We start from the raw sequence: 13,321 nt of genomic DNA, 5'->3' as shown, positions 1-13,321 counted from the left end.
CATGACCCGTCGCAATCGAGTCGCCGGGGTCCCCGAAGACCTGGCGACCATCCTGCGCGACGTGGGAGCGCTGGTGCTGATGCAGGCGGCGCTGATGACGTTGACCGCAGGCGTCGCCGTGGTCTTCCGGGAGTGGTACGCCGCGCTCTCCTTTCTCATCGCCGGCGGTGTCACCGCCGGTTTTGGCGGCGTCGCCCGGAACCGGTTCCAGGACGCTCCTAACCCCCGGATGAAACACGGGATGATAATCGCCGCGGGCGGCTGGTTCACCACCGCGATCTTCGGCGCGACACCGTTCTTCCTCGCAGCGCACCTGACGCCCGTCTCGGTGCTCGACTCCTACGTCGCCGCGGGCGCGAACTACGAACCCATTCAGGTCGGGAGTGCGACGACGATGTCGAGCCTCGCGTACTTCCAGAACCCGCTGCACGCGATGTTCGAGAGCATGTCGGGGTGGACCGGCAGCGGCCTGACGATGGCCATCCACGAACCCTCGCTACCGCGGGCGTTCCAGTGGTGGCGGTCGCTCATCCAGTGGGTCGGCGGCGTCGGCGTCATCGTCCTCACGACCGCCATCCTCGCCCGCCCCGGCAGCGGGAGCTACGCGCTCTACCGAGCCGAGACGCGCGAGGAGCGCATCCACCCCAGCATCCTCCACACGGTCAAGACGGTGTGGCGCATCTTCGTCCTCTACACCGTGTTCGCCGTCGCGGTGCTGTTCGTCGCCATACTCACGAGCGAACCCCGCCTCTCGCTGTTCGAGACGTTCTGGCAGGCGCTCAACCACGCGATGACGGGACTGTCGACCGGCGGATTCAGCGTTACGGACAACTCCATCGCCTCCTACGATTCACCGTTCATCGAGACGGTGCTGTTGCCCATCATGGCGCTGGGCGCTATCGCGTTCCCCGTCCACTACGCCGTCCTCTACGACCGGGAGTTTCGCCTGCTCGTCTCCGACCTCCAGACGCGGTGGCTGCTCGGCCTCTTCGTCGCGGGCGCGTTCGTCCTCTCGCTCCAGAACGCTGCCGTGCTGACGGCGGCGTTCGAACCGACGGCGGCGTACTTCGGCTTCGACTCCGCGGACTCGACCGCGGTGCGCGACTCCGTGTTCCAGTTCGTCAGCGCGCTCTCCTGTACCGGCTTCCAGTCGTCGCCCATCGGCAAGTGGGGCGCGGGCGGGAAACTCATTGTCAGCGGTGCGATGGTGCTGGGCGGCGCGGCCGGCAGCACCGTCGGCGGCATCAAGATAATCCGGGGCTACACCATCAGTAAGGGCATCCAATGGGAGTTCTCGCGCGTCTTCCTCCCGTCGTCGGCCATCGTGAACGCCCGCATCGGCGACCGCGTGCTCGACCGTAACGAGATGTCAGAGGAGTTCAGCGAAGCCGCCATCGTCAGCCTACTGTGGCTCATCCTCCTGCTAACGGGGAGTCTCGTCCTCATCAACGTCACCGATTCGGCGTTCGGCTACGCCGACGCGCTGTTCGAAGTGGCCAGCGCCCAGGGTAACGTCGGCCTCTCGACGGGTATCACGGGTCCGTCGATGTCGCCCCTCGGCGAGGGGATGATGATTCTGAACATGTGGATCGGCCGCCTGGAGATAATCCCGGTGCTCGTGTTCCTGCGGTCCGCTCTGTTCGGCCTCGAACCCTGACCCCGGTACTTAAATTATCCGGCTGTTGTACAGCGTTCCGCCCACATTAACCGTTTTCGGAGCTTCGTAAACGAAATGGGACGCTCTCCTCCGCCGAGACCCCCAAATCGCCAGACGGCAACGGAATAAACGGTTCGAACGCCCCCCAACAGAGAGGGGTTTTTATACTCCTATCAGCGCAAGGAGAAAGCGAGCAGGTAGTCACCATGGCAACAAAAAATCAGGGGTTCGAGGCGATCACGGAACTGTGCGACAACTGTGGCCGTGAGACCGCACATCAGGTCTCGGTCGAGATACGGACGGAGAGCCAGAAGCAGGAGAACGCCGAGTTCTCGCGCGAACCGTACCGCGTGTCCGAGTGCGAGAGCTGCGGCGAAGAGACGATTCAGCGGATGAACAACGCCTGAACGGGCGAGATATCGAGGTGGTGTGAACGCGAGGACAGAGCGGAACTCCGGCGGCGGCGGAACGTTGACGGTACAGTGCTGTGTGTTCTCCTTTTCCGTTACGACGAATCGACAGCGACGCGCTGGGACGGCGGCGCCCTCGTCTGACAACGTACGACGACTGGCAGTCGAATTACTCAATGAAAATCGAAGGTGGTCCCGGCGAGTAACTACGCCGTAAACACTTCGCAGCCGTCCTCGGTGACGATGACGGAGTGTTCTTTCTGGCTGACCAGCTTCCCCTCGTCCTCCTTGAGAACGGGGTAGCCGTGGACGATGCTCGACGTCTTCAGTCGGCGCAGCGCCATCTCCGGTCGGGAGACGTCGAGCCAGCGCGTGGCGAAGGGGAGGGTGCGGAACTCGTCGGTTATCTGGTCGAGCGCCTGCCTGGCCTGCCGGTTCCGGACCGACCCCTCTCGTTCGAGCGCGAAGATCTCCTCGTCGGCTCCCTCCGTCACCTTCCCGGTGCCGTCGGTCGCGAACGGCTCGATGGCGACCACGTCGCCGACCTGGAGTTCGACGCCCTGCTCGACGGCGCGGTTGGGGATGTTCGGGTCGGTGTGTTGCTCGTAGTGGTCGAGGCCGTGTCCGGAGAGGTTGACGACCGGATTGAAGCCGTACCCCTGGATGACCTCCTCTATCTCCGCGCCGACCTCGCCCGTCTCGACGCCCGCTTCGACGACGTCGAGCGCGGCGTCGAGCGCTTCCGCGCTGGCCTCGGCGAGTTCGTCGTGGCCCGAGAGGTCGACCGTGATTGCGGTGTCGGCTATCCACCCGTCGACGTGCACGCCGATGTCGAGGTTCACCATCTCCTCGCCGAACGTCTCCTCATCGTCGATGCTCGGCGTCGCGTGGGCGGCCTCCTCGTCGACGCTGATGTTCACCGGGAACGCGGGCTTCCCGCCGAGTTCGCGGATGCGGTCTTCGGCGTACTCGGCGACGTCGAGGTGGCTCGCGCCGACCTCGACGCGGTCGGCGGCCTCCTCGCGCACCTGGGCGAGGATCTCGCCCGCCTCGCGGTGCTTCTCGTACTTCTCGGCCGAGAGGTCGACCTCCTGCTCGCTCATGCCCCGTAGTTTGGCCGAACGGGAGAAAGGGTTTGCGTTCCCCGCTTCGCCGCTCGCCCGGACCGGTCAGTCGTCCGCGACCGCGGTCTGCATCGCGTCACTGTTGAACGCAGCGCCCGCGCCGCCGGCGCGGTCGAGGACGATGACGCCGGCCGACGACCCCGTCAGCTCCGCGAACTCCTCGACGGCGCGGTCGGCGGCGGCCTGCGCCGCCATCCCGGATTCGAGGTGGCGAACCGCCCGCCGGGTGAGCGTCGTCTTCGCGATGTCCTCGCCCGCGCCGGTGGCGCTGGCCGCGCCGGCCGGAGCGGCGTAGAACCCCGACCCTATCTGGGGGACGTCGCCGACCCGTCCCGCGAGCGCCAGCCACCGGCCGCCCGTCGAGGTGGCGGCCGCGAACGCCTCGCCGTCGTACGCGACCGCCCCCACGGTGTCGTGGTCTCGCGGGGCGTCCCCGCTCGACTCGTCCGCGGCGCTCTGCGCCGCGCTACCCCCGAACTTCTCGCGAAGCCAATCGAGGTGTTCGGTCGGCGTGCCCGTCGGCGCGTCGAGGTCGCCCCACCGTTCGCGCTTGTCCTCGGACAGGAGGTCGACGCCGGTCTCGACGCCGAAGTCGGCGGCGAGGTCGACCGCGTGCTCGCCGGCGACGAGGACGTGCGGCGTCTCCTCCATCACGACGCGGGCGGCGCTCACGGCGTGTTCGACGCCCGGCATCGCGCAGGTCGCGCCGGCCTCGCGGTCGCTGGTCATGACGCCGGCGTCGGTCCGGACCTCGCCGTCGCTCTGGACCGCGCCGCCGACGCCCGCGTTGAACCGGGGCGAGGATTCGAGGACGCGAACCGCCGCCTCGACCGCGTCGACAACCGACTCCCGACCTACGCCGGTCGCCGCCGCCTCGTCGAGCACCGCCTGTCTCGGTTCCGGTTCGTCCGGTTCGCCGCCCGCACCGCCGTGGACGATGACTCTCATGCGAGGTGGTGCCCGCCGAGGGGTCTTAACTCCACGTCAATCGACGCACAGGACGACGCCGCGTCACCTGTCGTCGTGGACGACCTCGCCGTCGACGACCGTCAGCGCCACGTCGACGTCCTCGATGGCGTCCTCGTGCTCCCAGGGTGACCGTTCGAGCGCGACGAGGTCGGCCACCTTCCCGGCTTCGACGGTGCCCATCCGGTCCTCGTCGAACCCCGCGTACGCTGCGCCCAGGGTGTACGCCCGGAGCGCTTCGGTGACGGAGAGATGCTGTGCCTCCGCGGGCGCGTTGACCGCGTGGTGGACGCCGAGCAGGGGGTCCATCGGCATGCAGTCGCTGCCGAAGGCGAGACGAGCGCCGGCGTCGAGGAGGTCCCGGAAGCGGTTCGTCCGGCGACGGCGGTCGGTGCCGAGGCGCTCGTCGTAGAGGCCGTCCTCTCCTGCCCACTTGAGGAAGTTCGGCTGGACGGAGGCGACGACGCCCGACTCGGCGAACCGCTCGACGTGCTCGTCGGTCGCGAGTTCGACGTGTTCGACGCGGTGACGAGCAGCCCCGGGGTCATCGGCGTCCTCGTAGGCGGAGAGCACCGCGTCGATGGCCTCGTCGCCGATGGCGTGGGCGGTCACCTGGAAGCCGGCGTCGTCGGCGCGCTGGACGAACGACTCGAGTTCGTCGGGCGCGACGACCCACTGGCCCGTCTCGTCGTCCGCGTCCGCGTAGGGTTCGGAGAGCTTCGCCGTCCGACCGCCGAAGCTCCCGTCCGTGAACGTCTTCACGCCCCCCGTGCGGACGAACTCGCTGCCGTGGTTCGTCCGGAGGCCGAGTTCCTCCAGGGCGTCGAGGTGGTCGCTCCAGTAGTTCAGGCGTACCCGGAGCGCCAGGTCGCCGTCGAGTTCCAGTTGCCGGTACACCTCCGGAGCGCGCGAGCGCCGGACCATGTCGTGGACGCCCGTCACGCCCTTCCGGTGGGCGTCGCGCTGGGCAGCCAGCAGGAGCTCCCGCATCTCGTCGGCGTCCGGTTCGACGGCCTCGTAGACGGCGTCGACGGCGTCCTCGACGAGAACGCCGGTCGGCTCGCCGCCCTCCGTCTTCACGTCCGCCGGTGGCATCGCCTCACCGAGGCGGTCCAGCGCCACGCCGTTCGCCGCGGCGGTGTGCATGTCCTCGCGGAACGCGACGACGGGCCGGCTCTCGCTCACGGCGTCGAGGTCCTCTCGCGTCAGATACCGGCTCTCCTGCCACGTGCTCTCGTCGAAGCCGTAGCCCAGTATCCACTCGCGGTCGTCGGCGGCGTTCGCCGCCAGCAGGTCGACGCAGTCGGTCGGCGAGTCCGCCGCCGAGAGGTCGGCGTGGACGAGGTAGTTCCCGACCATCTGGAGGTGGGTGTGGGCGTCGACGAACCCCGGCAGGAGCACGCGCCCGCCGAGGTCGACGACGTCCGTCTCCGCTCCCTCCAGGAAGCCGACTTCGTACGCCGAATCGACGCGGACGACGTCGCCGTCGCGAATCGCGACCGCCTCAGCGGTCTCGTCGGGGTCCGCGAGGGTGTGGACCTCCGCGTTCGTCAGAATGCGGTCCGCAGATGCCGTCATGGTTCGGCAGTGTCGGTCGACTGCGATAACTGTTCGGGGTCCGGAGAGCGAGGTCGCTGGTCGCGTCGCTCTCCTCTCGGTCACGCCGCCTCGACGACGTACCCGCCCTCGACGTGCACCTCGAAGGAGTCGCCGGGCGACTCGGGCGCGGTGACGGCCACCGGCACGTCCCGGACGTACCTTCCGTCGTCCGCGTGCTCGTCGGTCAGTTCGAACGTGTAGCGTTCGCCCTGCACGTCGAGCCAGCCCGTGCCCGCCTCGGTCCCGGCCACCGTCGCGGTCGCCTCGACCTCTCCGCCGGGCGAGACCGACCCCCGGACCGAGAACGACTCCAGCGAGAGCTCCGCCGCGGCCAGCGAGACGGTGACCGTCGTGTCCAGCGTCTCGCGGTACGTCGGCGTTCCGTCCCCACCGCCGTCTCCACCATCACCATCTCCGCCGTCTCCTTCATCGCCGCCCCCGCCGTCTCCACCGCCCGGCTCCTCCGTCAGGAGTTCGACGCCGAGTTCCGACTCGACGTTGCCCATTTTGTTCAGTATCGTCTGGCGCCTGGACCCCGCGAACAGGAGGCCGACGAGCTCGCCGCTTCCGTCGTGGAAGACGGGGGACCCGCTGTCGCCGCCCTTCGACATCTGGCCGGCGATGAGCTGGTCGCGCAGCGTCAGCGTCCCGGCCTCGCCGAAGTTCACGCGCACGCTCGCGCCCACCGCCGACACCGTCGCGCTCGTGACGCCCGTCGTCCGCCCCGTCTTCGTCACCGTCTCGCCCTTCAGCGAGCGGTAGTCCTCGCGCCGGACGGCGGTCGGCCACGAGTCGTCGACCTCGTGGTACTCCGGGGATTCGCGCTCGGGGGTCGCCGAACGGGCGGCCACGTCGACCGTCGCGCCGTCGTCGACGGGGACGTACCCCCGTAGTTCGCCCGTCTCGTCGTCGGGGAGGCTCCCGCCGTCGCGCGGCGAGGGCTGGACGATGGGCTCGCCGAACGCCCCCTCGTTCACCCGGGCGTACACGTGGTTGTTCGACAGGCGGACGAGGTCGCCCTCCGCGGCGTCGTCGCTCCACTTCCCCGACGACGTGTCGGTGACGCGGGCGGGGTACGGCCCCGCGGTCGCCGCGGTGGACTTCGCGTTGATCTCGCTGACGCCCGCGACGACCGGGCGGTGGCGGTCCTTGCGGTCCTTCTCGGCGTCGGGAATCTGGCCGGTCAGCGAGAGGGCGTCGTACCCTTCCCGCTCCTCGTCGAAGCCCGCGTCCTCCACCTCGACGGTGGCGTCGCTGACGAGTTTCTTCACGTTGTCCTCGTCGGCCAGTTCGCTTTCGGGGAGCTTCTGGGAGACGTAGACGGTCACGGTGTTCGTCTCCTCGTCGTACTCGACGCCGATGACGTTCTTGCGGTCGAGCAAGTGTTCGAAATTCTCGGTGTGGGTCATAAGTTTCGGGGCGCTAGACTCGATACAAAGGTGTGCATGATAATAGCATTGACGGCTCGGGTAGCGACCGTGGACCGTCGCGGCGGCGCTTACCGGACGGTGACCTGACGGACCGGCGGCGCTTCGCCGGCCGCCGCCGACCGACTCGCACGCCGACCGACTCGCACGCCGACCGGCTCGCACGCCGACCGGCAGGTCGCACTCTCCGCTCGTCCGTCGGGCCGACGGCCGGTCGAAAGCGGCGAGTCCACCCCTGTCAGACCCGGTTCTGCAACCCGAGTGCGTCGAGAGCACCTGTAAACCGTTAAGTGCGACGCGACGCGACCTCACGATGACATGAGCGACCTCCCCGACGAGTTCAAGTGCACGATAACCAACTGGGACTACATCTACGGTCTCTGCCGCGACGTGAGCGACCAGGTCAAGGAGTCGGAGTTCGACCCGGACGTGGTCGTGGCGCTCGCGCGCGGCGGCTGGTTCGCGGGGCGCTGTATCTGTGACTTCCTCGGAATGAACGACCTGACGAGCCTGAAGATGGAACACTACGTCGGGACGGCCCAGAAGACGGGCGAGCCCGAGGTGCGCTACCCGATGCCGGAAGGCAGCGTCGAGGGCAAGGACGTGCTCATCATCGACGACATCGCCGACACCGGCGGGTCCATCGAGCACGCCTACGAGTACGTCACCGACCGCGACGCCGGGGAGGTCCGCACCGCGACCCTCCAGTTGCTCCAGACGAGCGAGTTCGAACCCGACTTCATCGGCGAGCGCCTGGAGGAGTGGGCCTGGATCGTCTACCCCTGGAACTTCATCGAGGACATGATAGACATCATCAGCGGCGTGATGGACAAGGCCGACGCCGACGTGTTCACCACGGAGGACGTGCGTCACTACCTCAACGAGTACCACGAGGTCGAGCGCATCCAGATGGAGATAGCGCAACCGGACCGCCTCGACGAGGTGCTCGAGGAGATGGTGCGGCGGGACGTCCTCGCCGAGTCGGACGACGGCTGGCGGCTGGTCGAGAACGCGACCGGCGTCCAGGCGTAGATGGACACCGTCGACGCCCTCGCCGCGGCGTTCGCGCTGAAGGACGAGCGCCGCACCGGCTGGCAACTCCGGGGGGTCGACGACCCCGAGTCCGTCGCCGGTCACGCGTGGGGCGTCGCGTTGCTCTGTCTCCAGTACGCCGACGAGGCGGGCGTGGACGAAGCCTGCGCGCTCCGTCTCGCCGTCGTCCACGACCTCGCGGAGGCCGAGACCGGGGACGTGGCGACGCGCGCCGACGCCGACGACCAGCGGGTCGACGGCGAGGAGAAAGTCCGCCGCGAGCGCGCCGCGATGGACGACCTCGCCGCGCCGCTCTCCGACGACGTCCGCGCGCTCTGGGAGGAGTACGAGGCCCGCGAGACGCCGGCGGCGCGGTTCGTCAAGGACATGGACCTGATAGACATGTGCCTGCAGGCGCTCGTCTACGAGCGAGCGGACCGGTACGCGGCCGACGACGGCGAGCGGTTCAACGAGTACGACGACCTGGACGAGTTCTTCGCCACCGCGGAGCCGCGACTGCGGACCGACGTCGGCGAGCGACTGTACGCGACGATCCGGGCGCGCTACGAGGACGCGAAGTAAACCGTTTAGTAGCCGCCCCCGTCATCGGAGAACGTGATTGGATTCATCGGCGGTAGCGGTATCTACGAGGCGCTCCCCCTGGAGAACACCCGCGAGGAGGACGTGACGACGCCGTACGGCGACCCGAGCGCGCCCGTGACGGTCGGCGAGTTCGCCGGCGAGGAGATCGCGTTCGTTCCGCGCCACGGCCGCGACCACCAGTACTCGCCGACGGAGGTGCCGTACCGCGCGAACATCTACGCGCTCAAGAAACTGGGCGTCGAGCGCGTCATCGCCAGCAACGCGGTCGGGAGCCTCCAGGAGGAGTACCCGCCGCAGACGCTCGTCATCCCGGACCAGTTCTTCGACCGGACGCGCCACCGACCGTTCACCTTCTTCAGTGACGGCGTCGTCGTCCACCAGGAGATAGCGGAGCCGTACTGTCCGCACGTGAACGAACACCTCGCCGACGCGGCCGAGGCGGCGACCGACGCCGACTGCCACCTCGGCGGCACCTACGTCTGCATCGAGGGACCGCAGTACTCCACGAAAGCCGAGTCGGAGTGGTTCCGCGAGCAGGGCTGGGACGTCATCGGTATGACCACCGTGCCGGAGGCGAAACTCGCCCGCGAGGCCGAGATGTGCTACTCCACGATAACGGGCGTCACCGACTGGGGCGTCTGGAAGGGAGCGGAAGACGACCGCCTCGGCGAGGTGCTGAAGAACGCCGCCGCCAACGAGGAGGCCATCAAGGGACTCGTCGAACACGCCATCCGGACGATGCCCGACGAGCGCGACTGCGACTGCGCCACGGCGCTGGAGGGGACCGTCAACACGCCCGCCGACGCCATCCCCGAGGAGACCCGCGAGCGCGTCGATCTGCTCGTCGGAGAGTACATCGACGACTGACCGGGGGTCGCCCCGTCTCGACGCGTCGGGGGTTCCCGCCGGCGAGAGTGAAAACGTAAAGCACCGCCGCCCCGAGTCGCCGACATGGACCAGGTCTTCGCGCCGTGGCGCATCGAGTGGGTGGAACGCGACGACGACGAGGGTATCGAGGGATGCGTCTTCTGCGAACTCCCCGAGCGCGACGACGACCGCGAGAACCTCGTCGTCGCGCGCAACGACCGCGCCGTCGTCCTGCTGAACAACTACCCGTACAACCCGGGTCACGCCATGGTCGTCCCCGACCAGCACACGGGCGACTACCGGGACCTCGACGACGAGACGCTGCTGGGCCACGCGCGACTCAAGCAGCGCACCTTCGACGCGCTGGAGCGCGCGCTCGCGCCCGACGGGTTCAACGCCGGCCTGAACCTCGGCCAGGGCAGCGGCGGGTCCATCGACGACCACCTCCACACCCACGTCGTCCCGCGCTGGGAGGGCGACACCAACTTCATGCCCGTCGTCGGGGACACGAAGGTCATCGTCGAGGCGCTCGACGACACCTACGACCGCGTCCACGACGCGTTCGCCGACCAGGACGGTGCGACGGTCACCGAGTCCGGCGCGGTCCGGTTCTAGCGGTCGTAGCCGACCCCGCGGTCACGGTCGCCGCTCGCCGCGGAGCGATACGTCCTTCTTTCCAGAGACGTAACGTGGGCCACGATGAGTAAGTTCGGTGCGGTCCGGCGCGCGGGGGTCGTCGTCCTCGCCGTCAACCTGCTGCTGGCCGCCGCCAAAGGGGCGGTCTGGCTCCAGACCGGGAGCCTCGCTGTCGGCTCCGAAGCGGTCAACAGCCTCGCCGACTCGGTGTACAGCGTCGTTGTGCTGGCGGGGCTGTACCTGACCACTCAGCCCCCGGACTTCGAGCACCCCCACGGCCACGAGCGCATCGAGCCGTTCGTCTCGCTGTTCGTCGCCCTCGGCGTGTTCGCCGCGGGCGGTCTCGTGCTGTGGCGCTCGACCACCTCGATACTGACGGAGTCGATAACCGTCACGACGGGACCGCTAGCGGTCGGCGTGCTCGTCGGGACCGCGGTCGTGAAGTACCTGCTCTACCGCTACTGTCTGTACGTCGGCGAGGAGACGCACTCGCCGGCGCTCGTGGCGACGGGGCTGGACAACCGCAACGACATCCTCACCGCAGGCGCGGCGCTCGTCGGCGTGGTCGGCGCGCGACTCGGTGCGCCCGTCCTCGACCCCGTCGCGGCGGGCGTCGTATCGCTCGGCATCCTCTACACCGGCTGGGAGATCGTCCAGGACAACGTCGACTACCTCGTCGGGAGCGCCCCGCCGGAGGACCTGCGCGCCGAGATAGTCGAACAGGCGCTCGCCCACCCGGAAGTCCGGGGCGTCCACGACGTGGTCGCCCACTACGTCGGTCCCGAGATAGACGTGAGCATGCACGTCGAGGTCGAAGGCGACCGCACCCTCCGGGAGGCCCACGACATCGAGACGGACGTGGTCGAGGACGTCAGGCAGTTGCCGCAGGTCGACGACGTGTTCGTTCACGTCGACCCGAAGGAACTCGGCGAGTGGAAGGACGCGGACGACGCGCATCTCTCTGACTCGGTCGTCGACGAGCGGTGAGGGCGGGCGCCGGGAGCGTCCCGCCGAACGGACCGAGAAGCCCCGCTGTGTTCAGACGTGTTCGTCGAGGAAGTCCGCGATGGAGGTGTACGCCTCGATGCGATTCTCCAGTTTCGTGAACCCGTGGCCCTCGTCGGGGAAGATGAGTTTCTCGACGGGGACGCCCTGCTCGACGGCCTCGTCGGCTATCTGTTCGGCTTCGTCGACCGGTACGCGGGGGTCGTTCTCGCCGTGGAGGACGTACAGCGGTGCCTCGATGTTCGGGATGTTGTTGATGGGACTGACCGATTCGAGGAACTCCCTGTCGTCCTCCAGGGACCCGTACTCGGCCTCGCGCAACTCGCGTCGCCAGTCGCCGGTGTTCTTCAGGAATGTGACGAAGTTGGCGATGCCGACGACGTCGACGCCGGCCGCCCAGAGGTCGGGGTACTCGGTGAGCGCCGCGAGCACCATGAAGCCGCCGTAGGAGCCGCCCATGGCGACGATGCGGTCGGGGTCGACCGCGGGATGGTCGTGGAGCCACTCCACGCCGGCCTCGACGTCGGCGACCGAGTCCATCCGCTTTTCCACGTCGTCCAGGTGCGTGTACTCCCGGCCGTAGCCGGAGGACCCGCGTACGTTCGGCTCGAAGTAGGCGTACCCGCGATTGAGGAAGTACTGCTTGACGGCGTGGAACGAGGGGCGACGCTGGGACTCCGGTCCGCCGTGGATGTCGACGACGACGGGCGTCTCGCCGTCCGTGGCGTCGTCGGGCACGGAGAAGAACGCGGGAATATCGCGGCCGTCGAACGTCTCGTAGTGGACGAGCTGCGGCCGGACGAACGTCTCCGACGGGATGCCGGCGGTCGAGGCGTCGGTCCAGCGCTCGGCGTTGCCGGTCTCGGTCTCCACGACGTAGACGTTCGTGTTGTTCGTGCTCCCCGTGACCGTGATGGCGAACTGTTCGGCGTCCGGGCCGAAGCTGACGCCGCCCGCGACGCCCCGCGGCAGGTTCGGTGTCGGGAACTCCCGCAGCGACCGCTCGCTGGTGAGTTCGCCGACCGTGAGGTCGGTGTACCCGTCCACGTTGCGCGAGTAGACGAGCCGACCGGTGTCCTCGTCGAGCGCGACGCCGTCGACGTTCCAGTCGCCGCCCTCCTCGACGACCGATATCTCGGTCGCGTCGAGGTCGAGGCGGGCGAGGTACATCGTGTCTGCGCCCTCGTCGGTGACGAGGTAGAGCGCGTCGCCGTCCAGCCCCCACTCCACGCTCTGGTATCGCACGTCGCCCTCGTGGGGCGTGACGTGGTCGAGGTCGCCCGAGTCGAGGTCGAGGACGTAGAGGTCCTGGTCGAAACTGGAGTGGGCTTCGCTGACGACGAGGCGGTCGTCGTCGGGACTCCAGCCGGCGACGGTGAGCCAGCCGTCGCCCTCGTACACCATCTCGGCGTCGTCACCCCGGCCGTCGCGGTCCTGGACGTACACGTCGAACACCGCTTCGTCGCGACGGTTGGAGGTGAAGGCGAACCGCGAACCGTCGGAGTTCCAGCCGCCCCAGCGGTGTTTCGCGTCGGGCATGTCCGTCAGGGGTTCGATGGTCTCTCCGTCCCCGTCGAGCCGGAAGAGCTGGGCGCGCTCGTTGCCGCCCTCGTCCATGCCGAAGACGAGTTCGTCGCGCTCGGGCGACCACGAGACGAAGGTCACCCGTTCCTCGTAGAAGGTGAGCTGTTCGGGCCACGACCGCGGTTCGTCGAGCAGCCACACCTGCGGAACGCCGGTCGCGTCGAGCAGGAACGCCAGCCGGTCGCCGTTGGGGCCGAACGAAGCGCCATGGGCACTTCGGACGTTCAGGTATCGTTCGAGGTCGTAGTCGGTCATCGAGCGCTTCTTGCGATGGGACGCTCAAATCCCTTCGGGCTCCGGTAACGTGTCACTCGTCCGGGAAACGGATACGATAAGCAGAATTATATCTAACTATACTTAAAGGACGGATTTGATAACCAATAGCCTTTGGAGGACCGATAGATTGAATTG

At 68.2% G+C, this 13,321-nt stretch carries 12 protein-coding genes; 7 read left to right on the top strand and 5 right to left on the bottom strand.

Going from position 1 to position 13,321, the window contains the following annotated elements:
• The first annotated feature begins 1 nt into the window (after nucleotide 1).
• Both ACRYA2_RS05880 and ACRYA2_RS05875 read left to right on the top strand, forming a co-directional pair.
• Nucleotides 2–1,657: a TrkH family potassium uptake protein gene (locus ACRYA2_RS05880; protein WP_433625198.1), complete on the top strand. Its 1,656-nt coding sequence runs from the start codon at nucleotides 2–4 to the stop codon at nucleotides 1,655–1,657.
• A gap of 206 nt (nucleotides 1,658–1,863) precedes the next feature.
• Complete coding sequence (locus ACRYA2_RS05875) at nucleotides 1,864–2,064, top strand: DUF7835 family putative zinc beta-ribbon protein (RefSeq protein ID WP_433625196.1); 201 nt, start codon at nucleotides 1,864–1,866, stop codon at nucleotides 2,062–2,064.
• A 209-nt stretch (nucleotides 2,065–2,273) separates the two neighbouring features.
• Here the strand turns inward: ACRYA2_RS05875 and map are convergent, their stop codons facing one another.
• The 4 genes from map to ACRYA2_RS05855 form a co-directional block, all read right to left on the bottom strand.
• Nucleotides 2,274–3,170: a type II methionyl aminopeptidase gene (gene map / locus ACRYA2_RS05870; protein ID WP_433625193.1), complete on the bottom strand. Its 897-nt coding sequence runs from the start codon at nucleotides 3,168–3,170 to the stop codon at nucleotides 2,274–2,276.
• Nucleotides 3,171–3,236: 66 nt separating this feature from the next.
• Nucleotides 3,237–4,139 carry an isoaspartyl peptidase/L-asparaginase gene (locus ACRYA2_RS05865; protein ID WP_433625190.1) on the bottom strand — a complete coding sequence of 301 codons (903 nt, stop codon included), beginning with the start codon at nucleotides 4,137–4,139 and terminating at the stop codon, nucleotides 3,237–3,239.
• 63 nt (nucleotides 4,140–4,202) lie between these two features.
• Nucleotides 4,203–5,735: an amidohydrolase gene (locus tag ACRYA2_RS05860; protein ID WP_433625187.1), complete on the bottom strand. Its 1,533-nt coding sequence runs from the start codon at nucleotides 5,733–5,735 to the stop codon at nucleotides 4,203–4,205.
• A gap of 80 nt (nucleotides 5,736–5,815) precedes the next feature.
• Nucleotides 5,816–7,165 carry a chymotrypsin family serine protease gene (locus ACRYA2_RS05855; protein WP_433625184.1) on the bottom strand — a complete coding sequence of 450 codons (1,350 nt, stop codon included), beginning with the start codon at nucleotides 7,163–7,165 and terminating at the stop codon, nucleotides 5,816–5,818.
• Between the two features lie 336 nt (nucleotides 7,166–7,501).
• Here ACRYA2_RS05855 and ACRYA2_RS05850 point away from each other — a divergent pair, with 336 nt between their 5' ends.
• The 5 genes from ACRYA2_RS05850 (at nucleotide 7,502) to ACRYA2_RS05830 (ending at nucleotide 11,308) form a co-directional block, all read left to right on the top strand.
• Nucleotides 7,502–8,215: a phosphoribosyltransferase gene (locus ACRYA2_RS05850; protein ID WP_433625182.1), complete on the top strand. Its 714-nt coding sequence runs from the start codon at nucleotides 7,502–7,504 to the stop codon at nucleotides 8,213–8,215.
• Nucleotides 8,216–8,797: an HD domain-containing protein gene (locus ACRYA2_RS05845; protein ID WP_433625180.1), complete on the top strand. Its 582-nt coding sequence runs from the start codon at nucleotides 8,216–8,218 to the stop codon at nucleotides 8,795–8,797. It abuts the gene before it with no gap.
• Nucleotides 8,798–8,830: 33 nt separating this feature from the next.
• Nucleotides 8,831–9,685, top strand: coding sequence for an S-methyl-5'-thioadenosine phosphorylase (mtnP, locus tag ACRYA2_RS05840; RefSeq protein WP_433625178.1), 855 nt, complete (start codon nucleotides 8,831–8,833; stop codon nucleotides 9,683–9,685).
• A gap of 84 nt (nucleotides 9,686–9,769) precedes the next feature.
• Nucleotides 9,770–10,300 carry an HIT family protein gene (locus ACRYA2_RS05835; protein ID WP_433625175.1) on the top strand — a complete coding sequence of 177 codons (531 nt, stop codon included), beginning with the start codon at nucleotides 9,770–9,772 and terminating at the stop codon, nucleotides 10,298–10,300.
• An 84-nt stretch (nucleotides 10,301–10,384) separates the two neighbouring features.
• On the top strand, nucleotides 10,385–11,308 hold the full coding sequence (locus ACRYA2_RS05830) for a cation diffusion facilitator family transporter (protein WP_433625172.1): 924 nt from the start codon (nucleotides 10,385–10,387) through the stop codon (nucleotides 11,306–11,308).
• A gap of 51 nt (nucleotides 11,309–11,359) precedes the next feature.
• Here ACRYA2_RS05830 and ACRYA2_RS05825 read toward each other — a convergent pair whose 3' ends face one another.
• On the bottom strand, nucleotides 11,360–13,165 hold the full coding sequence (locus tag ACRYA2_RS05825; RefSeq protein WP_433625170.1) for a S9 family peptidase: 1,806 nt from the start codon (nucleotides 13,163–13,165) through the stop codon (nucleotides 11,360–11,362).
• Between the last annotated feature and the right edge of the window lie 156 nt (nucleotides 13,166–13,321).

The sequence above is a fragment of the Halomicrococcus pelagicus genome, assembly GCF_050954125.1.
The sequence above is the reverse complement of the archived record's forward strand: the minus strand, read 5'-3'. Positions and strand labels throughout refer to the sequence as shown.

Excerpts from the sequence above, each read along its gene's own strand:
- ACRYA2_RS05880 (WP_433625198.1), top strand. The coding sequence starts at position 2 with ATGACCCGTCGCAATCGAGTCGCCGGGGTCCCCGAAGACCTGGCGACC.
- ACRYA2_RS05860 (WP_433625187.1), bottom strand. The coding sequence starts at position 5,735 with ATGACGGCATCTGCGGACCGCATTCTGACGAACGCGGAGGTCCACACC.
- ACRYA2_RS05855 (WP_433625184.1), bottom strand. The coding sequence starts at position 7,165 with ATGACCCACACCGAGAATTTCGAACACTTGCTCGACCGCAAGAACGTC.
- ACRYA2_RS05835 (WP_433625175.1), top strand. The coding sequence starts at position 9,770 with ATGGACCAGGTCTTCGCGCCGTGGCGCATCGAGTGGGTGGAACGCGAC.
- map (WP_433625193.1), bottom strand. The coding sequence starts at position 3,170 with ATGAGCGAGCAGGAGGTCGACCTCTCGGCCGAGAAGTACGAGAAGCAC.
- ACRYA2_RS05865 (WP_433625190.1), bottom strand. The coding sequence starts at position 4,139 with ATGAGAGTCATCGTCCACGGCGGTGCGGGCGGCGAACCGGACGAACCG.
- ACRYA2_RS05875 (WP_433625196.1), top strand. The coding sequence starts at position 1,864 with ATGGCAACAAAAAATCAGGGGTTCGAGGCGATCACGGAACTGTGCGAC.
- ACRYA2_RS05825 (WP_433625170.1), bottom strand. The coding sequence starts at position 13,165 with ATGACCGACTACGACCTCGAACGATACCTGAACGTCCGAAGTGCCCAT.
- ACRYA2_RS05845 (WP_433625180.1), top strand. The coding sequence starts at position 8,216 with ATGGACACCGTCGACGCCCTCGCCGCGGCGTTCGCGCTGAAGGACGAG.
- ACRYA2_RS05830 (WP_433625172.1), top strand. The coding sequence starts at position 10,385 with ATGAGTAAGTTCGGTGCGGTCCGGCGCGCGGGGGTCGTCGTCCTCGCC.
- ACRYA2_RS05850 (WP_433625182.1), top strand. The coding sequence starts at position 7,502 with ATGAGCGACCTCCCCGACGAGTTCAAGTGCACGATAACCAACTGGGAC.